Annotated in this window: 21 protein-coding genes and 1 tRNA gene; 11 read left to right on the top strand and 11 right to left on the bottom strand. The window is 67.6% G+C overall.

What is annotated here, in order from left to right; genetic code table 11:
- Positions 1 to 41 precede the first annotated feature (41 nt).
- Positions 42 to 1,046 (top strand): hypothetical protein, encoded by a 1,005-nt coding sequence (locus HYV14_10490; protein MBI2386428.1) that lies wholly within the window; start codon positions 42 to 44, stop codon positions 1,044 to 1,046.
- The gene (locus HYV14_10495) at positions 1,043 to 1,792 is read left to right on the top strand and encodes a hypothetical protein (GenBank protein ID MBI2386429.1); all 750 of its coding nucleotides are present in this window, start codon (positions 1,043 to 1,045) and stop codon (positions 1,790 to 1,792) included. Before HYV14_10490 ends, HYV14_10495 begins: the two co-directional genes overlap by 4 nt.
- Here the strand turns inward: HYV14_10495 and HYV14_10500 are convergent.
- The 3 genes from HYV14_10500 to HYV14_10510 are packed head-to-tail and all read right to left on the bottom strand — an operon-like array spanning position 1,789 to position 4,532.
- Positions 1,789 to 2,376, bottom strand: a complete 588-nt coding sequence (locus HYV14_10500) for a hypothetical protein (GenBank protein MBI2386430.1) — start codon at positions 2,374 to 2,376, stop codon at positions 1,789 to 1,791. The genes HYV14_10495 and HYV14_10500 overlap by 4 nt on opposite strands.
- 8 nt (positions 2,377 to 2,384) lie before the next feature.
- On the bottom strand, positions 2,385 to 3,233 hold the full coding sequence (locus tag HYV14_10505) for a hypothetical protein (GenBank protein MBI2386431.1): 849 nt from the start codon (positions 3,231 to 3,233) through the stop codon (positions 2,385 to 2,387).
- A 30-nt stretch (positions 3,234 to 3,263) separates the two neighbouring features.
- A complete protein-coding gene (locus HYV14_10510; GenBank protein MBI2386432.1) occupies positions 3,264 to 4,532 on the bottom strand; it encodes a glycosyltransferase in 1,269 nt (422 codons plus the stop codon).
- A gap of 134 nt (positions 4,533 to 4,666) precedes the next feature.
- Between HYV14_10510 and HYV14_10515 the strand changes: the two genes are divergently transcribed.
- Positions 4,667 to 5,686 carry an IS110 family transposase gene (locus HYV14_10515; GenBank protein MBI2386433.1) on the top strand — a complete coding sequence of 340 codons (1,020 nt, stop codon included), beginning with the start codon at positions 4,667 to 4,669 and terminating at the stop codon, positions 5,684 to 5,686.
- Between the two features lie 444 nt (positions 5,687 to 6,130).
- Here the strand turns inward: HYV14_10515 and HYV14_10520 are convergent, their stop codons facing one another.
- From HYV14_10520 to HYV14_10535, 4 genes are read right to left on the bottom strand one after another with little or no spacing between them, the layout of a single operon-like run.
- Positions 6,131 to 7,183, bottom strand: a complete 1,053-nt coding sequence (locus HYV14_10520; protein ID MBI2386434.1) for a hypothetical protein — start codon at positions 7,181 to 7,183, stop codon at positions 6,131 to 6,133.
- A gap of 7 nt (positions 7,184 to 7,190) precedes the next feature.
- Positions 7,191 to 9,635, bottom strand: coding sequence for a hypothetical protein (locus HYV14_10525; protein ID MBI2386435.1), 2,445 nt, complete (start codon positions 9,633 to 9,635; stop codon positions 7,191 to 7,193).
- On the bottom strand, positions 9,622 to 11,667 hold the full coding sequence (locus tag HYV14_10530) for a hypothetical protein (GenBank protein ID MBI2386436.1): 2,046 nt from the start codon (positions 11,665 to 11,667) through the stop codon (positions 9,622 to 9,624). The genes HYV14_10525 and HYV14_10530 overlap by 14 nt, the downstream gene beginning before the upstream one ends.
- On the bottom strand, positions 11,664 to 13,280 hold the full coding sequence (locus HYV14_10535; GenBank protein ID MBI2386437.1) for a hypothetical protein: 1,617 nt from the start codon (positions 13,278 to 13,280) through the stop codon (positions 11,664 to 11,666). The genes HYV14_10530 and HYV14_10535 overlap by 4 nt, the downstream gene beginning before the upstream one ends.
- A 123-nt stretch (positions 13,281 to 13,403) precedes the next feature.
- On the opposite strand from HYV14_10535, the gene HYV14_10540 reads away from it, so the two are divergent.
- From HYV14_10540 to HYV14_10550, 3 genes are all read left to right on the top strand, one after another.
- Positions 13,404 to 14,117 carry a polysaccharide deacetylase family protein gene (locus HYV14_10540; GenBank protein MBI2386438.1) on the top strand — a complete coding sequence of 238 codons (714 nt, stop codon included), beginning with the start codon at positions 13,404 to 13,406 and terminating at the stop codon, positions 14,115 to 14,117.
- Positions 14,118 to 14,224: 107 nt separating this feature from the next.
- Positions 14,225 to 14,839, top strand: coding sequence for a hypothetical protein (locus HYV14_10545; protein MBI2386439.1), 615 nt, complete (start codon positions 14,225 to 14,227; stop codon positions 14,837 to 14,839).
- A gap of 56 nt (positions 14,840 to 14,895) precedes the next feature.
- Positions 14,896 to 14,966 (top strand) — tRNA-Thr (locus HYV14_10550).
- Between the two features lie 7 nt (positions 14,967 to 14,973).
- Here HYV14_10550 and HYV14_10555 read toward each other — a convergent pair.
- A complete protein-coding gene (locus HYV14_10555; protein MBI2386440.1) occupies positions 14,974 to 15,369 on the bottom strand; it encodes a winged helix-turn-helix transcriptional regulator in 396 nt (131 codons plus the stop codon).
- A gap of 164 nt (positions 15,370 to 15,533) precedes the next feature.
- On the opposite strand from HYV14_10555, the gene HYV14_10560 reads away from it, so the two are divergent.
- The 4 genes from HYV14_10560 to HYV14_10575 are packed head-to-tail and all read left to right on the top strand — an operon-like array spanning position 15,534 to position 19,597.
- Entirely contained in the window at positions 15,534 to 17,024 is a 1,491-nt protein-coding gene (locus HYV14_10560; GenBank protein ID MBI2386441.1) for a DUF3373 family protein, read from the top strand.
- 10 nt (positions 17,025 to 17,034) lie between these two features.
- Positions 17,035 to 17,367: a hypothetical protein gene (locus tag HYV14_10565; protein ID MBI2386442.1), complete on the top strand. Its 333-nt coding sequence runs from the start codon at positions 17,035 to 17,037 to the stop codon at positions 17,365 to 17,367.
- Entirely contained in the window at positions 17,361 to 19,010 is a 1,650-nt protein-coding gene (locus HYV14_10570) for a cytochrome C (GenBank protein ID MBI2386443.1), read from the top strand. Before HYV14_10565 ends, HYV14_10570 begins: the two co-directional genes overlap by 7 nt.
- On the top strand, positions 18,995 to 19,597 hold the full coding sequence (locus HYV14_10575) for a cytochrome b/b6 domain-containing protein (GenBank protein MBI2386444.1): 603 nt from the start codon (positions 18,995 to 18,997) through the stop codon (positions 19,595 to 19,597). The genes HYV14_10570 and HYV14_10575 overlap by 16 nt, the downstream gene beginning before the upstream one ends.
- Positions 19,598 to 19,723: 126 nt before the next feature.
- Here HYV14_10575 and HYV14_10580 read toward each other — a convergent pair whose 3' ends face one another.
- From HYV14_10580 to HYV14_10590, 3 genes are all read right to left on the bottom strand, one after another.
- Positions 19,724 to 21,082: a cytochrome B6 gene (locus HYV14_10580; protein MBI2386445.1), complete on the bottom strand. Its 1,359-nt coding sequence runs from the start codon at positions 21,080 to 21,082 to the stop codon at positions 19,724 to 19,726.
- Positions 21,083 to 21,154: 72 nt separating this feature from the next.
- Positions 21,155 to 21,451 (bottom strand): hypothetical protein, encoded by a 297-nt coding sequence (locus HYV14_10585; GenBank protein ID MBI2386446.1) that lies wholly within the window; start codon positions 21,449 to 21,451, stop codon positions 21,155 to 21,157.
- 63 nt (positions 21,452 to 21,514) lie between these two features.
- The gene (locus HYV14_10590) at positions 21,515 to 23,227 is read right to left on the bottom strand and encodes a hypothetical protein (GenBank protein MBI2386447.1); all 1,713 of its coding nucleotides are present in this window, start codon (positions 23,225 to 23,227) and stop codon (positions 21,515 to 21,517) included.
- Between HYV14_10590 and HYV14_10595 the strand changes: the two genes are divergently transcribed.
- Complete coding sequence (locus HYV14_10595; protein ID MBI2386448.1) at positions 23,226 to 23,765, top strand: hypothetical protein; 540 nt, start codon at positions 23,226 to 23,228, stop codon at positions 23,763 to 23,765. The two genes, HYV14_10590 and HYV14_10595, sit on opposite strands and share 2 nt — an antisense overlap.
- Positions 23,766 to 23,892 lie beyond the last annotated feature (127 nt).

Below are 23,892 nucleotides of genomic sequence, written 5' to 3' on the forward strand. Positions count from 1 at the left end.
GACGTTTGTCCTTCTGGCTTCCGCGCCTTTGGGGCGCTTTAATGGCGGCTTGGTTCGCGTGGTTCGGCGCCTTCGCCGCCGGACCGCGTTCCTTCGCGAAGAGCCGGCTGAACCTCTTGGGCGCGCCGGGATCCGAGCCCAACTTCACGCTTCCGCTGTTCCCGGTCACCGTCGAGATCCTCGACAAGACCGAGAACGGACCCCGTTCGGACGGACTTTGCTCCTCGGCGACCCTGAGAGAACGGCTTCATCGCCGCGCGTTCCTGTGGCTTGCGGGCGACCCCGCGGTGACATGGCGCGCCGACCTGATCCTGGAGTGCCGCGACCTTCAGGGAGAAGGCAAGGTGCACGTCGCTCTTTTTTGGCCCGATAGGCAGAAGATCTACGGGTTCAAGGTGCCGCGCATCGGCGGCTCGGACGGCGACGACCTGGCCTCGCGCACCATCGCCATCAATCTGGCGATGAACGAGGAGAAGGTGGCCGCCCCGGCGCTGACCGCCTTCATGGCGGCCAACCTCCGGCACTTCACGGAGGAGGGCGCCCGTAAGCTCCAAGAGGGCGCCTGGGACGAGGCCGCCGAGCTTCTGCACCTGGCTCTGGAGAGCCCCGTCGAGCCGCCGGCGCTCTACTTCGGGCTCGCGAAGGCGTACGCCGGGCTGGGCTTGGCCGATCAAGCCTACTGGTATTTCGCCGCCTACCTGGAGTCGTCACGTCAGGATCCGGAGGACGTCGCCGACAAGGCCCGGGAGGTCCTGAAGGCGATCGCCGACGCGCCGGCTCGCGCGCCGCGCGACGGCGAGATCGCGGGCCGCTGGCGGGCCGCCGCCGGCGCGGAGGACTGGAACGACGCCCTCGTTCTCCAGAAGACCCTCGCTCTGGAGACTCCCTGGGACGAGGCGCTCTACCAGAGGACGGCGGACGCCTATCAGAAGCTCGGCTGGAGCGCGCTCGAGGACAACTGGCGCCGCCGTCAGAAAGGGGCGCGAAGCGTGAACACGGGCCGGGCCCGCATGGAAAGGCTCCAGCAGCTGGTCGCCGCCCCATGAATCCGCGAGGGGCCGCGGCGACGCTGATCGTCGCCGGCGCCTTGCTTCCGGCGAGCGCGGGCGCCGTCGTGTGGAAAGGGGAGCTTTTCGACTTCGAGGCCGGCCACGCCTACGTCGGCTTCCGCCTCCTGGACTTGGCGATCTATGAGCCGGTCACGGGCTTGGGCATCGGGACCAATCCTTTCGAGGTCAAGCGCAAGGGCTGGGACGTGCGCCGGCCGGGAAGGCCGGACGCGTCGGGCCACAACATCGTCACGATCGCTCCGATCAACCTTTACGCCATCGTCTACAGCCGGGAAGGCGAGCCCGCGATGTTCTCCGATTATTGGGGGTCGCTGACCCTTCAGCGGGTCGAGCTGTTCGCGAGCTACTCGAACTGGTCCAGCCTCGGGGACTTCACCGAGGTCGGCACGGACATCCTGGGCGAGCGGACCCGCGTCCCCGTGGAGGGCTCCGTGCCCGCGCGGATGATCAACACGGGCGTCCGCTGGGACTACGGCAAGTACGTGGCGGCCCGCATCGGGCGCCTCGAGCTGAAGACCAGGCGCTCCGGCCCGTTCCTCGAGCGCTATTCGGCGCAGTGGTACGCGGCCGGACAGGTGTACTTCGGCGCGACCTTCGGGACCAAGGACGACTTCGCCGGCGGCGGCCTCTACCACCTCGCCCGCAGCGGCTGGGCGGGGCTCAAGCATCTCCTCCGGTGCCGCGGCTGGCGCTGCACGGTCGAGGAAGACCCCGATCCCTAAGGCGCCTTCGGCCTGGGTGCCTCCATATCGCGCATGTCCTCGACGTCCTGGGCGGCGGCGCCGCTGAGGATTCGGTCGATGTACTTCCTATCCTCGTCCGATTTGACGACGGTTTTCGCTTTTTTGAGGAACGCGATCACCGCGGGGTCTTTGTAGTTCTCCTGCAAAGTCGTGTTCCATTCCAGCGTCGGGAAGGCCGCGGTCTGGAAGACATTCGGCGAGACTTTCTCGGTCTTCAAAAGTCCGAGAACCCCGTCCAGGAACTTGAGGTAGTCCGGGGTCTTCAGCCTCTGCATGGAATACGCGGCGATGAGCTTGCGCGTGTCGGAGACATCCGGGCTCTTGAGGAACTCGAGCGAGTCCTCGACGTATGTCTTCGGATCCTTGTAGACCTGCAGAAAGTCGGGAGAGCGGAACAGGTCGGAGGGGGCCGTCAAGTCGACGACCTTCTTCTCGATCCGGCTCATCCTGTCGCGGAACATGGTCTGCGGCGAGACGGCCTTCACCTTCGCGGAGAAGGCAGGCGGGCACGCCAGACCGAGTATAGCAACCAGGACGACGCGGCAGGCTATAGTCCGTTTCATAGACATTCTCATTCTCCCACGTAACGCCGGAAAGTAGGGGTGTCTCCTTCACGGAAACCCCAGTCGTTCACGGTGATCCGGCCGCGCACGTCGGCATGGGCGTTGGCCGACGCCGTCCGACGCGGACCCACGACGACGCCGCAATGTCCGGTCGCGCCCGGAAGACTGATGGGGGCGGACATCGCGATGATGTCTCCCGGTTTGGGCTCGGCGACGACGGCCCAGCCCGGGATGGACACAGCCGGGTTGGCCCAATCGCCCGCCGTGGGCGGGCTGGGGTTCCTATAACCCCTGATGTTAGGCACGACGGCCCCGCCCTCGCGCGCCATCTCCGCGACGAACAGGTTGCACTTGTTGTGGTTCTTCTTGAACACGCCGCGGACGACAGCTTGCGCCCACAGAAGACTTCCCTTCATGGCGGCCGCTCGCTCGGCGATCTTTTGACGGATGAGATCGATCGGCGAGACGGGCGGCTTCTTCGGCGCGGGGAGCGGGGACTTCACGGCGGGCTTCGCGGCCAGCAGAGGGCCCAGACCCGCCGCGGTGCGGCGCTCGTCGCGCCAGATGGAGCCGAGGATCTCCCGTCGCTGGTCCTCCTCGCTCCACGCCGGGGGCTGGAGCTGTCGGAAATGCCCGAGACGGCGGATGGTCTCGGCCCGGCACTCGGGACAGCCGGGCGGCGCCTCGCGTCCGTTGTCGTCGCGGTCCCGCGGGGGGCGGTACGAGTCGCGCGGCCAGGAGGCGTCGATGCAGCCCGAGGACCGCCCGGCGGCGCGGCACAGCTGGTCCCCCGCGATGCCCGCCGCCGCCGGCAAGGCCAGGAGCGTCGACAACGCGAACGTCGTCAGCCAGCGCATGGCCGCTAGTCTACTAGACGAGCGGGGTGCTTACAAGCTCGCAGCCTTCAGCGCGGCTTCGATCGCGTCGCAGGCAAGCTCCACGCCGTTCTCGGCCCGAATGGCGGTCCCGACGCGAGCCGCCTCCGTCTTGATGCCGTCGTCGTCCAAAAGCCGCGACAAAGTCGCGGCAAGCTCCCGGCCCGTCGGGTTCCTCCCGTCGAGCGCCTCCCCGACGCCCAGACGGACGATCCGCGCCGCGTTGTCGAACTGGTCGTGCGCGAACGGGACGATCATCTGCGGGATCCCCGCCCGCAGCGCTTGGGCCGTCGTCCCGATCCCGCCCGAGTGCACGACCGCCGCGCACCTCGGGAACAGGGCGTGATAAGGCGCCGATTCGAACGCCTCCACGCCTTTGGGCAGATCCGTCAGCTCCTTCGCCGCGGGTCCCGCCAGCAGGACCGCCCTCACGCCGTGCCCTTCGACGGCGGCGGCCGCGTTGCGGAAGAAGTCGCCCGCGATCATCACGGCGGCGGAGCCGAGCGTGAAGACGACCGGGGGCGTTCCGGCGTTCAAGAAGGACTCCAATCCCGGGTCTAGCTCCTTGCCGCCGATGTCCGAGTCCAGGAACGGGAACCCGCACGCGAGCGTATTCTCCGGCCAGTCGAGCTGCGGCGGCCCGTACACCGGCGAGAACAGCGCGAGCGTGCCGTACGGCGAATACTGCCCGTCGAAGACCGGATCCGCTCCGCGCGGAAGCCCGAGGTCCCGGCGCAGGGCGCGCACGGGCTCTCCCCAGCGCGAGACGGAGAGCTTCGCGAGCGCGAACAGCGCGCGGTGGAACGCTGGGCCCAGCGGCCTCAGGGCGGCGAGCCAGGGCGCGGGCGCCATGACGGGCGGGTCCTCCGCGGAGAGGAACATCAGCGGCTGCAGCACGACGGACAGCCAGATCATGTTCCTCTTCTCGGCGAGCACCGGCGCCGCGTAGGTCAGGGAGTGGGAGAGCAGCAGGTCCGCGCCGGCGGCGGCGCGCTCGAGGTCCGCGTAGCTCGCGCGCACGCGCGGCGTCACGATCTCGCGGATGATGACCTCGGGGCCCCTCACGCGGTCGAGCGCGCGCTCGAGGAGGGCGAGGTCCCCGCGGTCCAGGTCGGGGCGCGCGGGAGCGAAGCTGAGACCGCGGCTCTCGACGTCGCGCCGGTAGCCCTCCGCCGTCGCGACGACCGGCTCGTGGCCGCGGCGCTTGAGCTCGAGGGCGAGCGCGAGGAAGGGGTTGAGGTCGCCGTACGAGCCGAAGGTGGCGAGGACGATGCGGGCCATGACGTCAGAATATCAATTTGGCGCCGGGGCGCCGGCGCGGGCGCCGACTGATAATCATCTAGAGGTCCCCTCCCCGGGTTGTGTAGTGTTCGGTTTCCAAGACGGACACAACAAACCCAAGGAGGGAACAACTGATGAAATTATACGCGGCAATCGACCTGCATTCCAACAACAGCGTGTTGGTGATCTTGGACGAGCGAGATCGCGTCATATACGAGCGGCGCTTGCCAAACGAGCTGCCGGCGATCTTGAACGAGCTCAAGCCGCACCGCAAAAAGGTCCAGGGCATCGCCGTGGAGTCGACGTACAATTGGTATTGGCTCGTCGATGGTCTCATGGATGCAGGCTATAGCGTCAAGCTGGTCAACACCGCGGCGGTCAAAAAGTATGACGGTATGAAGTATTCGGGCGACGAGCACGACGCTCGACATTTGGCCCACCTGCTGCGCCTGGGCATCCTGCCGACAGGCTACATCTACCCGAAGAAAGAGCGGGCCGTGCGCGACCTGCTGCGCAAGCGCGCCCAGTTGGTGCGTTGTCGCACAGCTCAGATCCTGAGCATTCAAAATCTGGTCACCCGCAACAGCGGCCATGGGATTGCAGCCAATGATATCCGTGATCTTGATGAAGGGGCGCTCAAAGAACTTTGCGGCGGCAACCAGATGCGGGCGCTGGCCGTGCAAGGCAACCTGACGGTTCTGCGCTGCCTTGATGAGCAAATCCACGCTCTCGAGCTCGTCGCGCTCAAGCAGGCAAAGCTCAAGCCTCAGTTCGAGAAGCTTTTGTCGGTCGACGGCATTGGGAATATCCTGGGCATGACCATCATGTACGAAGCCGGGGATATGGAGCGCTTCGCGAAGGTGGGGCAGTTCGCTTCGTACGCGCGCTGCGTGAGCAGTTCCCGCTGGAGCAACGGCAAGAAGAAGGGCGAAGGCAACCGCAAGAACGGCAATAAGTATTTGTCGTGGGCCTTCATGGAGGCGGCCAATTTCGCCATTCGCTACAACGAGCGCATCCGGACTTTTTATCAGCGCAAGCAATCCAAGACCCATCGGATCGTGGCGCTCAAGACAGTGGCTCATAAATTGGCGCGCGCCTGTTACCACGTGCTCACGGATCAGGTCGAGTTCGATTTAACGAGGGCCTTTGCATGATTGATTTAGGTGGAGCAGATGAGCTCGGCCGGAAACTGGAATAACCTAGGCGACTGATTAGCCGCCTGCTCCACCGTCGTTTTAAGCGAGACGCCTCGGCCGTGAGCCACGGGAGACTGGATCGATGAGAATCGAAGCCAAGAAACTGTGGGCGGCGTAAGCCGCCAAATATTGGACATGGCAGGGTACTAACGGTTTTCTGGGCCCTCGAACGAGGGCAGGGGCTCGGCAGCGTATCGCCGAAGCCTTGATCCTGATGAGTGTTTGGTGCGGCCTCGTGCCGATGCCATAGAAAAGAGAACCCGGACGCGTGGACGCTGAAACGGCGGCAAGGAAGTGGAAGGACAACGGACAACCACACAACCTGTGGCAGGGACGCTATTGCCTATTGACGCGGAAACCTCTAATGAGTGTTTCCGGAAACAGTCGGCGTGAAATCCGTCGCTAGCGCGCGTGCGCGAGCTTCGCCAGGTTCTCGAGGCGGGACGCCATCTCCGGCTCGGCCTGCCGGGACGGCGGGTCCTGGAAGAACAGGGAGAACAGCGCGTAGGAGCCCCAGGAGAGGACGAGCGTGCCCGTGGTCAGCAGGAAGTAGAAGTACTGGTAGCCGAAGCTCGCGAACAGGCCGAACTGCATGGTCAGGCTCGAGAGCTGGTAGAAGTGCATCATCGTGGAGTGGCTGATGACGCCCGCGCGCCTCATCTTGTTGATCGCCGGGATCAGCGGGCCGCCGGAGATCATCCCCTGAATTATGTTTATGAAAATGAGGCCCATGCCGTGCCAGGTGTAGACCAGCGGGTTCATCCCCAGCGGGCCGAGCACGAGGCGGTTGAGGAACTCGAAGAAGCAGAGCTGGACGTAGACGAAGGTGAAATCCCCGAGGTAGGCGGGGCCGACGCGGAGCATGCCGGTCATGCGGCCCAGGAACCTCATGTAGGTCTGGCCGAAGACGGTGAAGACGGTGTCCTGCAGCTGGTACCAGGTCAGCGCGGCGGCCGCGCGCGCGAGCGCCAGGCCTCCCGTGCGCACGGGGAGGATCATGAAGACCACGCGCACGACGAGGTTGAGGCCGAAGGTCTTGGTGACCAGGTACATGTAGTCCTGGCGGTTGGGCCGGGTCCAGCACTCGCGCAGCAGCGCGGGCGCGCGGCGCAGCATGTCGGGCTTGAACTCGACGAGGCCCCGGGGGCCGTCGCCGCCGGATTTGGCGGCGCCGCTCATCAGCACGACGGTGGTGCGGCCGGAGAAGCGGGAGCTGATCGAGCGGGTCAGCGCGCGGTCCTCGGGGGAGCGCTCCGCGGACCCGCCGCCCATGCCCTCGGAGTAGGTCTTGGTCTCGAACAGCGCGATGACGACGCGCTCCGCGTCGGGCAGCTCGGAGGCGGCGGTGAACCGGGTCGCGGCCTCGGAGGTCTTGGCGTGGAAGTAATAATAGCCGCGCTCGGTGTCGCTGCGGTCGAGGGCGAGGACGACGAGGTCTTCGGCGGAAAGGGTCATGCGTGGCTCACAGGTCGAGGAGGATATGATCGTAAATTTTGGGGGCGTCGAGCGGGCCTCCGTCGGCGACGGAGAAGGCCCAGTCCTCGGGGGTCGCGGACAGCGCGCGCAATTCGCCCAGGTAGCCGTCCCACGTGGTGATCAGCACCTTCGCGCCGGCGAAGGTCTTGAGCTTGCCGAAGCAGCGCTCGGAGAACAGGAAATTGACCGTGCGGCGCGCGGGGTTGGCGCTTTGCTTGACCTCGCCGGGCAGGGGCGGGCCGTAGGCGTCGGCGCTCGAGCCCTTGGCCGAGAAGGAGCGGGACCCCCAGCCGTAGAGCAGGAAGCCCGCGTCCCAGCGGAAGCCGGGGACCTTGGCGCCCATCTTGGGGAGGGCCTCGACGCCGGGGCGGCCGGGGAGCTGGAAGAAGACGCCGAAGTAGGCGTGGTCGTAGCCCTCGGGGGGGTTCCACGAGTCCGTGACGCGGCTCATGAGGAGCTCCATCTTCAGATCGCGGCCGCGGGAGCAGACGCGGACGCGTTCCAACGACAGTTGGCCGTCGTAGCTGGCCTCGGTGGGGGCGCGCAGGCGGCGGCCGCCGAAGCCGCCCTTGTTCGCGGGGGGGACGCCGCGCTCGACAAGCAATCGGTCGCAACATCGGAGGTCGACGTTGACGGCCGGAGACAGCGAGCGGGCGCCGCTCGGGGAGGTCGATAGAAGGCGAAGGGTCCGTTTCCCTCCGCCGAGATTCTCCGGGTCGGCGGTCAGAACGCCGGCCTTCAGGTCGCGCACGGGCCGGCGGCGCTCCAGGTCGTCGTCGCACAGGAGCTCGAGCTTCGCCGGCTTGGGACCGCGAGGCAAGTCGAACTTCAGCTGGAAAGGCTCCTTGTAAGGTCCGTCGTTGGGGACCCTCAACTTCGGCGCCGAAGGCGCCGCGATCCTCACGGGAGACCGGCTCTCATCGAGGATCAGGAACGACTCGGGGGCCATCGACAGGACCGGCGACAACGGCATGGGGTCGGACGAGAGCAGGACCTTCACGCCCTTGCCGGCGTTGGCCAGCGCGTAAGCACGGCGTTCGGGCGCGGTGTTGAAGACGACGCGATAACGGTTTTTTCCGCTGACGACAACGTATGACAGGATCCCGCATGACGCACCGGAATTCTCCACGGTCGCCTCGCCTACGGCGAGGCTTGCATGTTCCTTGCGCAGGGAGATCAGTTTGCGTAGGAACTTGTTTTCCGGACGCTTCGCGTCCGTAAGACTTTCGTCGAACATCTGCTGGCGCGCCCCGGTGAGACCGGCTTCGGTCCCATAGTAGACGCACGGTAAACCGGGCAAGGTGAATAATGCCGCCAAACATTGCCGCGCCGCGCGCGGCGTGCCTCTTGCGTACACCCGCTCGACGTCATGATTATCCGCGAAGGTGACCCACAATTCCGGGTTGCGCTTGCGCGCCGCGAGCGGCGCGCGGAGATTGTCGGTGGCGGACTTGCGGAAGAAGACCTGGTTCAGGGCCTCGTTGAGGGGCAAGTCGACGGCGGAGTCCAGGCGCGGGCCCTTGGGGCCGTCCAGATATTTCCCGATGGCTTTGTAGTCGTAGCTCCAGACCTCGCCGAAGACCAGGAACTCCTTGTTGCCGCGCTCCGCGGCGAACGGCTTGAGGCCCTGATCCTTCGGATCCGTCTTTTTCAGGAAATCGTCGTAGAAGCCCTCGGGAGTGTAGTAGACAGTGTCGACGCGGAAACCGTCCACGCCGACCTGCTCGATCCAGAACCGGTAGATCTCCCTCATCCGGCGGGCGGCCAGCGGATTGTCGAGGTTGATGTCGTCCAGGTCGCCCATCGCGTGGGTCAAGGTCTGCCGCCGGTCGCGGTAGTCGTCGATGTTCGGCGTGAAGTTGTAGGCCCCGGCCTTGCGATGCTCGGGATCGCGGGCGTCGTTCATCCGGAAGACGGGATCGTTGGGCGCCTTCGGCTCCCCGTCGGGAGGATAGGTGCCGGGGATCGAGCGCCAGCTGCGCTCGGGGTGCCTCGGGTCGTAGCCCTCGGCGGTCACGGTGAAGAAGTTGGCGGTGTGGTTGACGACGATGTCCTGGATCACCTTCATGCCGAGCGCGTGAGCGTCGGCGACCATGCGCCGGTAGTCCTCGATCGTGCCGAAGTGGGGGTCCACCGCCGTGAAGTCGTAGGGCCAGTAGCCGTGGTAGCCGCGCGTGGCGATGGTCGGGTTGACCCACTGCCCGTGGGTCGGCGGCGTCAGCCATACCGCGTCGATGCCGAGGCGCTTGAGCGCCGGCAGCCGCCGGCGCAGGCCCTCGAGGTCGCCGCCCTGGAACTTCTCGGGGTCGGCGGGGGAGTGCTCGTCGCGGCCGAAGTCGTTGCGCGAGGGGTCGCCGTCGGCGAAACGGTCGAGGAGGACGAGATAGAGGACCTTCCCCGACCAAGAAGGCAGCGGGTTATTTCGCGTCACGGACGAGCACGCGCACGCTCAGCGGCGGCACGGAGACGAGCAATTTCGAGCCGACGGGTCCGGGGCTGCGGGCGATGGTCTGGTAGCCCTGGTCGAGGGCGTCGTGGAAGGCCGATCCGATCGGACTGAGCTTCGCGTCGACCCACATCTCCTCCTGCCGCGCCTCGCGGGAGAAGTTGAGGACCACTACCACTTCCTTGTCCTCGTAAATGCGGCTGAAGGCGAAGAGGCCCGGGCGGTCGGCGTCCGACCAGCGCACCCACTGGGTGCCGCGGCGCAGGGCGGCGTACGACTTGCGCACGTCGGCGAGCTGCTTCAGGAACCGGTAGGTCGGGTTGCTCCGGTCGAACTTGTCGCCCTTGGAGCTCTCGGACTTGAAGGCGCCGTCGGCGAACTGATCCTCGCGGTTGCGGGGGTCGGCGGGATGGTCGGGCCCCTCGGGGTCGAGGCGGTCGGTGTCCTGGCGGAAGCCCTGCTCGGTGCCGTAGTACGTCATCGGGATGCCGACGGAGAACAGCAGATAGGCGAGCGCGACCTTGAGCTGGGCCTCGGGCTCGCCCAGGCGCAGGAAGCGGTACACGTCGTGGTTGTCGATGAAGCGCAGGAGGCGGTCCGCCAGGGGGCCGAGTGCCTGGTTCGTGCGGTGCATGCTGTCCTCGAGCACGCGCGACGGGGCCTTGCCGTGCAGGACGTAGGTCTCGCGCCGGTAGGCGGGGTAGGAGAACGCGCTGTCGAGGCCGTCGGTCGTCAGGTGCGGAATCAGGTCGGAGTCGACGCCGGTCGAGTTCTCGCCGACGAGGAAGAAGTTCTTCTTTCCGATCGAGGCGGCGTACTCCTTGATCGCCTTCGCGAACACCGGCACGAAGCCGGGGGCCACGTGCCGCACCGCGTCGACGCGGAAGCCGTCGAGGTCCGTCTCCTGGATCCACCACTTGGCGATGTGGATCAGCGCGTCCGCGGTTTCCTTCTTATCCGACGCGTAGTGGCGGTAGTTCGGGGGGAAGTCGCCGTTCGTCGCCTGCGCGTGGTCGTTCCAGTTGTCGATGACGCCGCGGCGGGTGAAGTGCTTCGGGTCCTTGAGGTCGTCGGGCTTGAGCGTCTCGGTCCACTCGCCGATCTCTTTGGGCTGGCCCTCGAGGCCGCGCCATTGGGAGCCTTCCGTGTACTCGAAGACGGGGCCGCTGTGGTTGAGGACCCAATCGAGCACGACCTTGAGGCCGCGTTTGTGGGCCTCGTCGACGAGCTCCTTGAAGTCCGCCATCGTTCCGAGGTGCGGGTCGATCGCCAGCAGGTGCACCGGCGCGTAGCCGTGGTAGGAGTCGGGCTGGTTCTGGTTCACCGGCGAGAGCAGCAAGGTCGTCACGCCCGAGCCCTTGAGGTAGTCGAGCTGCTCGATGACGCCGCGCAGGTTCCCGCCGTGGCGCGTGCCGCCTTTCGCCGGGTCGCCGTGCGTGCGGACCTTGCCGGCGCGGGCGAAGCGGTCGAGGAGCATGAAGTGGAGGATCTCGTCGCGCCAGTCCTCGGGAGACGGCGTGTACGCGCGGGCGGGGGTCGCGTCGATCGGCGCGTCGGCCAAGGTGTCGGGCGCGCCGGGGACCTTCTCGACGAGCGCGTGGGCGGTCTGCCAGGCCTTGCGCAGGGCGGCGATCTCGCTCGGCGTGTGGCCTTCCTCGGCGGCCGGCGCGGGGAGGGCGGTCGCGGAGAGCGCGGCAGGGGCGGCCGCCTTCGCGGCGAGAGGCGCCGCCGCCTTGACCGGCGCGACCGGCTTGGCCGCCGCCGGGATCGCCGAGGCGGCCAAGGCCGGAGCGAGAGCCGGGACGGCGAGCGACGGGGCGAGCGCGGCGTCGAGCGGGAGCGCGGACGGTCCGGTCAGCGGGGAGAGCGCGGGCGACGAGAGCGTCGCGCCGAGCGTCCCGTTGATGCGGGGGACCGAGGCGTTCGCCGCCCCGGAGACGGCCTGGGCGCGGAGCTCGGGCGCGCTCGAGAGCGCGAGGAGTATTGAGACAAAAGCGGCGAGGAATCGCCGCGTCACTTTTTGCCTCCGCGGACCAGCTTCCACAGAGCGCGGGCGGGCCACGTCATCACGCGGACGAGAGGGTTGTCGAAGACGGCCTTGACGGCCTGACGCAGCGGAGGCTCGATGACGACGCCCGCCTCGGGATACTTGGCCTTGAACTCGGCGGTGCCGGCGACGGAGGCGCTCGTGACGAAGACGATCTCGCGGGACTTCGCCCAGCCGGCCCAGAGCGCGATGCCGAGGTCGAGAGACTGCTGGAAGAGGAAGATCGCCCAGAACAAGGTCATCGAGCCGGAGGCGAAGAAGGGCGCTGCGAGGAGGAAGCACAGGTCGCGGACCTGCTGGATGCCGGAGTGCTGCCAGCGCTTGATCGAGCCCTTCGCGTACAGCGCGTTGAGGGCGTTGTAGCCGAGCACGCCGAAGAAGGTGCCGATCACCGACATCAGCGCCATGTCCTTCCAGTAGCCGACGCTCCACGGGGGCGTCACGCTCGCCGGGTTCGCGGTCCACGTCAGGAACCGGTAGATCGTGCCCGCGCCCTGCATGTAGGCGAGGTTGAAGAACATCTGGTAGTTGAAGCCGCGCGCCTTCACCAGGCCTTCCTGGAAGTTGTTCCAGCTCTTCAGGTAGAAGCCGTGGAAGACCTGCTGGACGACGCTCAAGGCGATGAGCCCGACGAGCGCGACCGGGTGGGCCAGGCCGGCCGCGGCCCAGTAGACGCCGATCGAGGTGACGAGGGGGAAGGTCTTGGTGGCGAGGCCGCCGAGGATCTCGCTCGGCAGGGGCTTGACCAGCGAATCCTTGAACAGCTTCGCGAGGAACTTCGCCTCGCGGAAGGGCCAGAGCAGCTTCGCGCCGAGCGAGGTCGGCCCCTTCTTCTCCGTCGCCGGCGCGGCCTGCGGCGCGGCGGCCGTCTTCGGCGACCAGTCCACGGCGAGCTTCTCCTGCTCGATCTTTCCCTTCGCGGCGACGCCCAGCAGCGCGCCGACCTGGGCCGCGTTCTTCTCGCTCAGGCCCGAGGGGTCGTTCTTCGCGGTGAGCAGGCGGACCTGGCCTTTGCGCGCGGCCGCCTCGGCCAAGGTGATCTCGGTCATCGGCCGGCCGTGGCGGACGACGAAGGCCTTGAGGCCGGAGGGATCGAGAGCGGGCTCCGCGGCGGACTTCTTCGCGCCGTCGAACATCGCGGCGAGCTTCTCGGTCCAGGTCTTGGAGGTCGCGGCCTCGTCCTTGGCCGCGGAAGGCGCGACGAAGGCCGCCGCGGGGACGACCTGGACTTGGGAGAGTTCGAGGGGCCGCGTCGCGGCGGCGGGGCGGATGGGCGCGAGGGCCGCGGGGAGAGCGGGGATGGCGCCGACGACCTGGGCGGCCGAGGGCGCCGCCTGAGCCGCGGCGAGCGCCGTCGGCGTGATCCCGGGGGCGGGCGTCAGGCCGGGGGTCATCGACGGAGCCGAGAGCGGGAGGGGGGTCAAAGCCCCGAAGGCCGAGGGGACGATCGAGACGGTCCCGGCCGCGGCGGAGACGGAGGATGGAGCGGAGGCGCCGGCGCGGGAGGCTGAAACGGCTTGGGCAAAAGAGGAGGTTGGGATCGAGGCTGAAAGGATGACTGCGATCAACCCTGAGGGTTTCATAGCCTAATGAGATTGTAACCCGGCGGCCGCGGGGTCCACAGGGGCATGGGACCTATAAGGTGCTGGGCCTTTGGCCTAGGCCTGCGGGCATCGCGGATTATGGATACAATAATGGGGCCGCCGATGAACTTTTCCCGTCTGAGAAACGTGCTCGCGATCGCCGGGCTTGCGCTCGGAGCCGTCGGCGTCCTCGCCTACGGGCTCGGCTCGCCGCAGGCGACCTTGCTCGGCCCCGCGCTGGTGCGCGGCTCCGACCCGGGCGAGGTCCTGCTCACCTTCGACGACGGCCCGGCGGCGCCTTACACCGGCCAGATCCTCGACATCCTCCGCGACCGCGGCGTCAAGGCGACCTTCTTCCTGTGCGGCTCGAGCGCCGAGCGCCATCCCGAGCTCGTGCGTCGCATCCGCGACGAGGGCCACGAGATCGGCAACCATACCTGGTCGCATCCATGGCTCCACCTGATGGGCCGCGAGGCGATCGCCGCCGAGATCGACCGGACGCAGGACGTCCTCGAGCGGATCACCGGAACCCGGCCGGTCTGGTTCCGGCCCCCTTACGGCGTGCGCTGGTTCCCGCTGCGCGGCCTGCTCGAGGAGCGCGGGATGAGGATGATGCTCTGGTCCGACCGCGGCCGGGACGGGGACCTCGACGCCGCGGGCATCGTCTCGACGACCTTGGCCCGCCTCCACCCCGGGGCGATCGTCCTGCTGCACGACGGCTTCGAGGCGAAGGCGCCGGACCTCGTCGACCGCTCGGCCACCGTGGCCGCCCTGCCCGCGATCATCGACGGCGCGCGCCGGGCGGGCTACAGGTTCCCGTCGTCCTCGCGCCCGTAGGCGAGCAGGCTCACGGCCCGTCAAGACAACGGTACTTGCCGTCCATGGACCGCCGCGGCGCTTCGGGACTATCCTGTCCTCGAAAGCTCCACGGAGGCCTCATGACTATGGTGATGCGACGCATCGTCGGACGCTGCGCGACGGGCCTCGCCCTGCTCGCCCTCGCCGCGGGCGCCGGGCGCGGCTGGCCCGAGCATGCCGCGGCCGCCGGGAAGGCCGAGACGGTCGTCGCCGAATGGCCGGAGCCGTCCCGCCGCACCGCCCTGGCGATGATCGAGAAGCTCGGCGAGCCTCACCGCCGCGACGCGGACTCCCTGACCTGGATCGGCGTCTATCGGGGCAAGCGGACGGTGATCCGCCGCTCGAGCACGAGCCAGGGCATGGTCGAGCAGACGGTCTTTTACCGGGTCCCCGCCGAGAAGATCCGCGACCTGGCGCTCTTCGACGACCGGATCTCGGTGGACCGGAAGGCCTCGGAACTGACCGCCCGCACGCAGAGCGTGAGGACGAGCTTCCTCGTCCTGAACCTCGCGCATGAGATCGCGAGCGGCTTCACGACCCCCGAGAAGGCGCGGCGGGTCCGGGACAAGGAGCTGAGGCTGGCGGAGGCCGGCAAATCCTCCCGTTATCGCGACGGCCTGATCTTCGAGGAGCCTCTGCCCTTGGTCCTGCCGGCGCGCGTCGCCCCTCCCGTCCTCCCTGCCGACGCAAGCGCGCCGTGACGCCGGAGCCGGCCTCCCTCCCCGCATGAGCTAAAACCTGTTAAACTCAGGGGGGCGCCCCCTTAGCTCAGTGGCAGAGCACTTGTTTTGTAAACAAGCTACCCCAGTTCGATTCTGGGAGGGGGCTGCGCTTTTTATCGCGCCGCCCGGCGCTTCCTTTTATTGCGGGAGGAATCGGCCAGCCGCTTCCTGCGCGCCGCGCAGAGCGGACCCACCGCCTTCAGCCGGGTCATGTCCTGCCTGAGAACGGCCACCTCGTCGAAGCAGTCCTTCAGGCAATGGATGGCCCGCGCCTGGAAGCGGGTCGTCGGCTCGGCGAGGGCGTAAAGGCGCCACTGGCCCTGCGTGCGGGAGACGACGAGCCCCGAGTTCCTTAGATAGCTCAGGTGGCGGGACACCTTCGACTGGGGCTCGCCCATCGTGGCCATGATCTCGCAGACGGAGAGCTCCCGGCGCGCCAGCAGGTGGAGGATGCGCAGGCGCGTGACGTCCGCGAACGCCCGGAACATCCCGTCGACGGGTTTATCCATGGGACTCCTCAGATGGTAACACGCCTCCCCCGCTGATTCAAGACGGGAGTTCGCGGGATTATATATCTGCGCATACGGATATATTGGGAATGTTTGTTGCATAAAACATCTGTGTGCGCAGATATATATGTGCTAACGCGCGCAAGTCGCTTAAAGGGGGTTTTATGATCCGATTCAGCCGAAGCCTGCGCGTTATCGCGCGCGCGGTGTGCGTTTCCGGCCTGGCCTTGACCGCGTCGCTCGCGGCGGCGCAGGACGCGGAGTTGTCCAAGAAGGTGGACCAGCTCTCGAAGCAGGTGGAGGAGCTGCGCGGCCGGATGCCGAGCTCCGAGGCCAAAGGCGCCGACGAGGCGCGCAAGCCCGACTGGATCTCGTTCGGCGGCGACCTCCGTGTGCGCCACGACATGCTCCGCGCGCACGCGCCGTCGTACACCGACTTCACGGGCGCGTCCAAGGGAGCGAGCACGATCAAGAACGACTCGCTGCTGACCAACCGCCTGGGCTTCAACATCGACGTCAAGCCCGCCGAGAGCGTCTCGATGCACATCCGCATGCTCGCCTATAAGACGTTCGGCATGCAGGAGGGCGGCGCGACGCAGACCGGCCTCTTCGGCGACCGCGACAGCAAGAACTTCGACGGGACGCGGGGGCACGTGCCCTCCGACAGCAATGTGAGCATCGATTACGCTTACGCCACGGTCAAGGACCTCTTCGGGACCTCGGCTTGGTTCTCCGCCGGACGGCGCCCCTCCACGGGCGGCGCGCCGACCCATGTCAGGGCGGATCGCGAGGTCACCGGGGCCGCGGGCATCCCGGGACTCCTGGTCGATTACGCCTTCGACGGCGCCACGCTCGGCGTCGCGCCCGAGATCGAGGCGCTGCCCGGCTTCGCCGCGAAGCTGTGCTACGGGCGGGCCTTCGAGAGCGGCTACCGCCAGGGCTCGGACGCCCAGGGCTCGGCGGCCATGCGCGACGCGGACATGCTCGGCGTGTCCATGCTCGCCTATGAAACTCCGGATGCTCGCGTGGATGTCCAGTACCAGCGCGGGTTCAACATCATGGACGGCATCCCCGGCCCGACCGTCGCCACGAACCTGGGCGACATCGAGAACTTCGGCGGGAGCCTTTTGGGCGTCGCGCGGGACCTCGGGATCGGAGACCTGACGGTCTTCGGCAGCGGCGCGGTCAGCGCGTCGCACCCGAACGGGAACCGCTACGGCGGAAACGCGGCGATGCCGGGGCTGATGTGCGACGGGCCGGACTGCGCGAACAAGACCGGCATGGGCCTCTACACCGGCGCGCGCTTCGACATCACGAAGACCAAGACGAAGGTCGGCGCCGAGTACAACTACGGCTCCAAGGACTGGATCACCTTCGCCCCGGCCGGCGACGACATCTGGACCAGCAAGCTCGGCACGCGCGGCAGCGTCTACGAGCTGTACGCCATCCAGGACGTCGGCCGCGCGCCGATCGCCCGGGACGGACGCGTGTTCTTCCGGGTCGGCTGGCAGTACTACGACTTCAAATACACCGGCTCGAACTCCTGGATCGGGAACTCGAAGAGCATCTCGGGGCTGCGGGCGAACCAGGCGCAGATGATGGTGCCGATCCGCAACGCGTACGACGTGTACACGACGTTCGAAGTCAAATTCTGAGGAGGGTGCCATGACTAGGATGCGCGGACTCATGCTTGCCGGTCTGTTCGCCTTCGCGGGCGCGGCGCCGTCGGCGCTGCGGGCCGCGGAGAAGAGCGAGGAGGCCGAGGTCGTCAAGGTCACGGGCTATCTGATCAAGATCGACGTCTCCGCGGACGGGAAGTCCGCGGAGACGGTCCTGCTGGTGAAGGGCAAGAAGGTCCCGATCCGCGTGGAGGACGCGCTGACCCTCAAGAAGTTCAAGGTCAAGAAGATCCGCACGGACGACGAGATCAAGTGCAAGTACAAGACGGTGGAGGGCAAGAACATAAGCCTTTCGTTCCTGAGGGCCGCGGGATGCTGACCCGCTCGACCCGGACCGGGGGGACGGCCGCCGTCGCGGCGGCCGTCCTGCTCGCCGTCCTGGGCGGAACGGCCCGGGCGTCGACGGCGGACCACCGGCAGTTCGCGGCGCTGAAGAAGAAGTTCGCGGACGGGCCCGCCGTCACGCGGGCGTGCCTCGGGTGCCACACGAAGGCGGGCGAGGAGATCCACGCGACGTCGCATTGGAACTGGCTCGGGGAGGAGGTGGAGGTTCCGGGCCGCGCCGGCAAGCACCGCCTGGGCAAGGCCAACCTCCTCAATAATTTCTGCGTCGGCGTCCGGTCCAACGAGGCGTCCTGCGCCAAGTGCCACATCGGATTCGGCTGGAAGGACAAGACCTTCGATTTCAAGAGCCAGGCGAACATCGACTGCATCGCCTGCCACGACGGGACCGGGGAGTACGTCAAGAAGGCCCCCGGCGCCGCGCCGGACGCCGGATCCGCGGCCGAATGGACCGCCCTCGCCTTGGGCGTGGGGCCGACCAGCGTGCGCACCTGCGGGGCCTGTCACTTCGCGGGCGGCGGCGGCGAGGGCGTCAAGCACGGGGACCTGGACCCCTCGCTGCTCGAGGCGAAGAAGACGCTCGACGTGCACATGGCCTCGGACGGCGTCGGCTTCACCTGCGCCTCCTGCCACCGCGGCGAGGAGTCCGGTCACCGCTTCAAGGGCCGCGCGCCCAGCGTCTCCGTCGATTCCAAGAACATGGTGACCTGCGCGCAGTGCCACGGCGACGGGCCGCACGGCCGCGACTTCGCTTCCCGCTCCGAGAAGGAGCGCGAGGCGGCCGGCCGCTTCACGGCCGGGCCGCAGAAGCTCGCCCCTTGGCAGTCCCTGCGCCGCAACTGGCACGCCCGGCGCGTCGCCTGCCAGACCTGCCATATCCCGACCTTCGCCCGGGAGAACTCGACCAAGCTGTCCTGGGACTGGTCGAAGGCCGGCCGCCGCGATCCGGACGGCCGCCCCGTGACCGAGTACGACGACGACGGGAACATCTCGTACCTCGGCATCAAGGGCGCCTTCAAGTGGGGGAAGAACGTCGTTCCCGCCTATCGCTGGTGGAACGGGACCTCCGGCCGTTATCTGACCGGGGACGCCTTCGATCCTTCGCGCACCTTGGTGATGAATCCGCCCCTGGGAGGGGCCGGCGACGGCGCGTCGAAGATCTGGCCGTTCAAGCTCCACGAGGGCAATCAGCCCTACGACGTCGTCCATAAGACCTTGATCCAGCCGAAGACCTACGGGCCTAAGGGCTCGGGAGCGTATTGGTCGGACTACGATTGGGAGAAGGCCTCGCGCCTCGGCATGAAGTACGCCGGGCTTCCCTTCAGCGGCAAGGTCGGCTTCGCCCGGACCGAGATGTACTGGCCCGTCAGCCACATGGTCACGCAGGGCGACAAAGGGCTCTCGTGCGCGGACTGCCACTCGCGCGCCAGCCGCCTGGCGGGCGTCGGCGGAGTCTACATGCCGGGCTACGACCGGAGCGCCGTCCTCGACTTCCTCGGCTGGTCCTCGGCGCTGCTGTCCTTGTTGGGCGTGCTCGGCCACGGCTTCCTGCGCTGGCTCGCCGGGCGGGGCCAGTTCGAGCGTCTCCTGGCCTGGCTGAGCGGATGGAGGAAGCGATGAGCCGCGTCTATCTCTACAAGCGCTACGAGCGCCTTTGGCATTGGGCCCAGGTCGTCCTCATCCTGACCTTGGCCGCGACCGGCTTCGAAGTCCACGGGACCTTGCGCGTGGTCGGCTTCGAGAACGCGGTGCGCCTTCACGAGGCGTGCGGCCTGGGATTGGTGATCCTCACCGCGTTCACGATGTTCTGGCATTGGACCACCGGCGAGGTGAGGCAGTTCATCCCGACGCGCAAGAACTTCCTCGATCAGATCCGCTTCTACACGAGCGGGATATTCCGCAGCGCCCCTCACCCGGAGATCCCCACGCCGGAGAAGAAGTTCAACCCCATCCAGCGGGCGGCTTACTTCGGCCTGCTGATCTTCGTCTTCCCGGTCCAGATCGCGGCGGGCGTGCTCTACCTCGGGGTCCCGCTGTGGCCGGCGCTGGTCGACGCGCTCGGAGGGCTGAGGCTCGTCGCGCTCGTCCACACCGCCGGCGCGTTCGCCATGCTCAGCTTTCTCGTCGTGCACCTCTACATGATCACGACGGGCCGGACCCTCGGCTCGAACCTCCGGTCCATGCTCACCGGCTGGGTCGAGCATTGAGCGATGGATATCGGGCGGCTTGAAGATCCCGCGGAAAGCAAGGTTCCTCCCAGGAGCCTTTCCTCGGGCGCTTCCGGGCGCTCCTGAGAAAGAGCCGCCCCCGGCGAACGCCGGGGGCGGCTCGAGTCAGAGCGCCTTGAGGAACGCCGCCAGGTCCGCCTCTTCCTGAGGCGTGAGCTTCGTCTCCAGCACGAGGTTGAAGAACCTCACCGCGTCGTCGAGCGTCGGGAGGCGCCCGTCGTGCAGGTACGGCGGGGTGTCCTTGATCCCGCGCAGGGGGAAGGTCTTGATCGGCCCATCGGCCGACGCCATCATGCCGCGGATGAGGCGCGGCTTGTAGAAGCGCTCGACCTTCAGGTCGTGCATCGCGTTGTCGGTGTAGTACGGCGGCTCGTGGCAGTCGGCGCACTTCGCCTTGCCGAAGAACAGCATCTGGCCGCGCAGCTCCGCGGGGGAGGCCTTCGCGGCGAGCAGCTTCCCGTCGAGGCCGAGCTTCGGCGCGGGCGGGAAGTCGAGCAGCTCCTGGAACTCCGCCATGTGGTGGACCTGCGAGGCGCGGTCGGGCGCGTGGACGCCCTTCTTCGCCGCGAGCGCGATGTCCCCGTCGAAGTAGGCGGCGCGCTGCTCGAACTCGGTGAAATCCTCGACGCTCTTGAGCGCGCGCTGGGAGCCGAACAGGCGCTGGACGTTCACGCCGCGCAGGGCCGGGGTCTCGATGCGGTGGCGGAACTCCTGCGGGCGGATGTCGCCGACGAGGTGCGTCGCGCCGTTGGCGCCGCCGTTGGCGTGGCAGTCGAAGCAGGTCACGCCCAGGCTCGGACGGACGACGCGGCGGTCGTCGGTCGCGTTGAACTGCTGCTGGGGGAACGGCGTGAGCAGCAGGCGCAGGCCGTCGAGCTGCTTCATGTTCAGGACGCCGCCCAGGAGCTCGTGGAAGTTGTCGAGCGTGACGAGCCTGCCCTTCGACACGTCGCCGAGGTCCGGCCGCGTGGTCAGGAACATCGCCGGGGGGAACTCGGGAAGGAAATGATCGGGAAGATCGAAGTCGAGGTCGTAGCGCTCGAGGTCCCGCCCCTCCTGCTTCTTGATCTCGTCGATCTGCGCGCGGGGGAACAGCATCCCTCCCTCGGGATGGTTCGGATGAGGGAGCGGCATGTAGCCCTCGGGGAAGCGGTCCCGGGCGCGGACGTCCTCGGGCGGGGACTTCAGCAGGTCCTCCCAGGCGGCGCCGACGGGCAGCCTCGCGCGCACGCCCTGCTGGACGCTCTTGCCGCGGAACATGGTCGCGTCCTTCGCGGGGCGGTCGGAGAGGTCGTAGCGCCGCTTGAGCATGGCGGCCTGGCGTTCGCCGAAATCCTTGCGGTGCTCGGTGAACCAGCGCTTGGTCTCGGCGAAGCCCTTCAGGTCCTTGGGCGTCGCGGGATTGTCGTCATCGGCGGCGAAGGCCGCCGGGGCGAGAAGGAGGACGAGCATCAGGTGTCTCATGCGCGAAGGATAGACAAGGCGCGCGCGCGGCGTCCACGACGGGGGAGTCAGCCGTTTATGACGGGGGAGCGACTACTTGCGCAGCGCGACGGTGAAGCGCCGCGGCGTGGAGCCGACGGGGGAGCCGTCGCGGTTCTGGCCGCGCGCGACGAGGACGTGCTCGCCGTTGCCGTAGTCCGACCAGTCGTACCACCAGTAGCCGCAGGCCCGGCGGCAGGCCCGCCACGGGCCGCGGTCGACCGCGATCTCGAGGGAGCCGAGGGTCTCGGGCCCGTCGACGCGGAAGGTGTAGATCGGCGAGGTCACGATCTGGTCCTGCTGGGGGTGGTCGATCTCTAAGGTGGCCATGGGCAAGGCGTGCACGCTCACGCCCTATTCATACTATAACGCGCCGCGCGAGGCCAGCGTTAAAATGCCGGATGAGCCGGTATTTTACAGGTGGGTGGAGAGGATCGAGTTCGGCCCGTGGTGGTCGCCGGACGGAGGCTTGGCGTGCGCGGGCGGGACGGGGCCGGGCGCGGGCGGCTCGGGCGGCGGCTGGCGCGAGGCCTTGCTGAAGGACAGGAAGGGGGCGGCGAGGCGCAGAAGGCCCATCACGCCGGTCGCGATCGCGGCGATCGTCAGCGAGGTCGCGATCGAGATGTCCTTGAGGACGAAGCCGTAGACGTAGGTCGAGACGATCGCGGCGGCGATGCCGAGCAGCGACTGCGCGGCCAGGATCTTGTTGACGTCCTCGTCCTTGTGGGCCCCGAGGTTCTTCTGGTACAGGCCCGAGATCGCGATGCCGATGAAGCCGACGGCCAGCGACTGCAGGCCGTACAGCGCGACGGCGCCGAGCATCGTCGGGGTGTTGATCATCAGGAGGAACAGGGGGGCTTCCAGCGCGGCCAGTATGAAGAACGGGATCGTCAGCGCCTCGTCGGTCTTGAAGCCGAATCTCTGGAAGAGCTTCGTGAGCGGCTTGATGAGCAGCGAGGCGGCGATGGAGCCCACGCTCGCCATCACCATCATCATCGCGAAGTTGCCCATCGGCGTCGCGGTCAGCGACTTGAGGAACCAGCCGAGGACGGGGATGTCCATGATCGCGCCGACCGAGCCCGGGTTGCCGGCGACGAGGCCCTCGATGTACTCGGGGAGCACGTTGAAGACGAGGGGGTCGGAGAACAGGGACGTCACCATCGACATCAGCAGGAGCGTGCGCAGGAACCGGTCCTTGAACACGAGCTTCGTGCCGTCCTTGATCGAAGACCACAGGCTCCTGAGCGTGCCGCCCGCGCCCTTCGGGGCGGGGGCCTCCGCCGCTTCGCCGGGCTTCCGGGCGAGGTTGGCCTTCTTGGCGCCGCCGATCAGCTTGATCGAGGCGTACACCAAGGCGGCCAGCGCGATGGCGCCGGCATAGATCGAGTAGATCACGGCGCCGCCGACGCCGGTCTTGCCCATCACCGGGCCGATCTGCGCGATCTGGCCGGCGATGACGGGCGCGATGATCGCGAAGAGCGCGGCGATGAAGGTCAGGATCGAGTTGGCCTTGGTGCGCTCCTCGCTGGTGACGGTCGAGTCGCCCATGATGCGCGTCGTCGCCGCGCCCTCGAAGGTCACCGCGATGCCCTGGAAGAAGGACTGGAGGGCGACGAGGCCGAGGAAGGTCCAGAGCGCGCCCGTCACGCTGAGCAGGCCCGTCGCGAAGAACAGGCCGGCGATGCCCGCGAGCATGGCGGCGCGGCCGAGCATCGAGCGCACGAGCCATTTCTTGGGCCCGTCGCCGTCGATCCCGCGCGTGAAGAGGGGGATCGTCGCGTAGCTGACGCCCTGCGCGACCCAGTGCGCGATGCGCGCCAGGGAGCGGTTGGAGCGGATCATCGACTTGAGGGTCTCCTCGTTCGCGGCGCGGGCGTCGCGGTTCTCGGTGAGGGAATTGCGCGTGATCGCGGAGATCAGGTAGGGAAGGCCGACGACGTACATCTGATAGCCGAAGAGGAAGATGCTGTAGCCGCCGACGTAGCGCCAGAAGGCGCGGTTGCGCTCGGGGTCCTTGAAGACCGTGGTGATGCCGGCTTTGCGCGGGGCGGGAGGGACGGCCTTCTCGTCGGCGGCGGGGGCGGAGAGGCGCCTCGCGGAAAGGCCGGAGGGGGCGAGGGCGGCCATGCGGCCGGCGACCGGCGCGAGGGAGGAGTCGGAGCGGGACGGCGTCGCGAGGGCTTCGGAGACGAGCGCGGAGAACTGGGCCGAGGCTTTGGAGCTGGCCGAATCGCCTGACGCTTTGGAAAGGCCTTCGACGGCCTTCGACGCCGCGTGCTGGACCGAAGCTAACGCCGCGGCCGTGGCTTGGACGGGCTTCGGGGCGGCCGCTGACTTGGAGGCTTGGACGGCGACAACGGCTTTAACGGCAACGGATGGAGCGATTCCCGGAGAGACCGGCTGCGCGTTGGGAACGACGGAAGGGGCGGATAAAGACGGAGACAACGACAACGACGGCAACGTGTTTGGGATCGTGCCGAAGACCGGAATTCCGGGGAGCGAGGGGTTGGAGCTTGCGCCTGCGGCGCTGACGGCTGAGGGGGCGGCGGCGGAGGGAACGGAGACGGATATCGACCGGATTTGGGCGAGGGCGGGCGTGGCGCCCAGCGTCATGGACAGTAAGAGAGCGATCGTCTGTCGCATGAGCCTCATGGCCTCATTATAAGGGTGCCGGGGGGATATAAAAGGAGGCATTCGGCCCTGTTTCGACCAGGTCCGAAGGCCCACGGAACTTTTGTCGCTTGCGGCCCGACTGTTTCCGGAAACAGTCGGGCGCGTTGACGGGGACGCCT

The sequence above is a fragment of the Elusimicrobiota bacterium genome (genome assembly GCA_016182905.1).
GTDB lineage: Bacteria > Elusimicrobiota > Elusimicrobia > UBA1565 > UBA9628 > GWA2-66-18.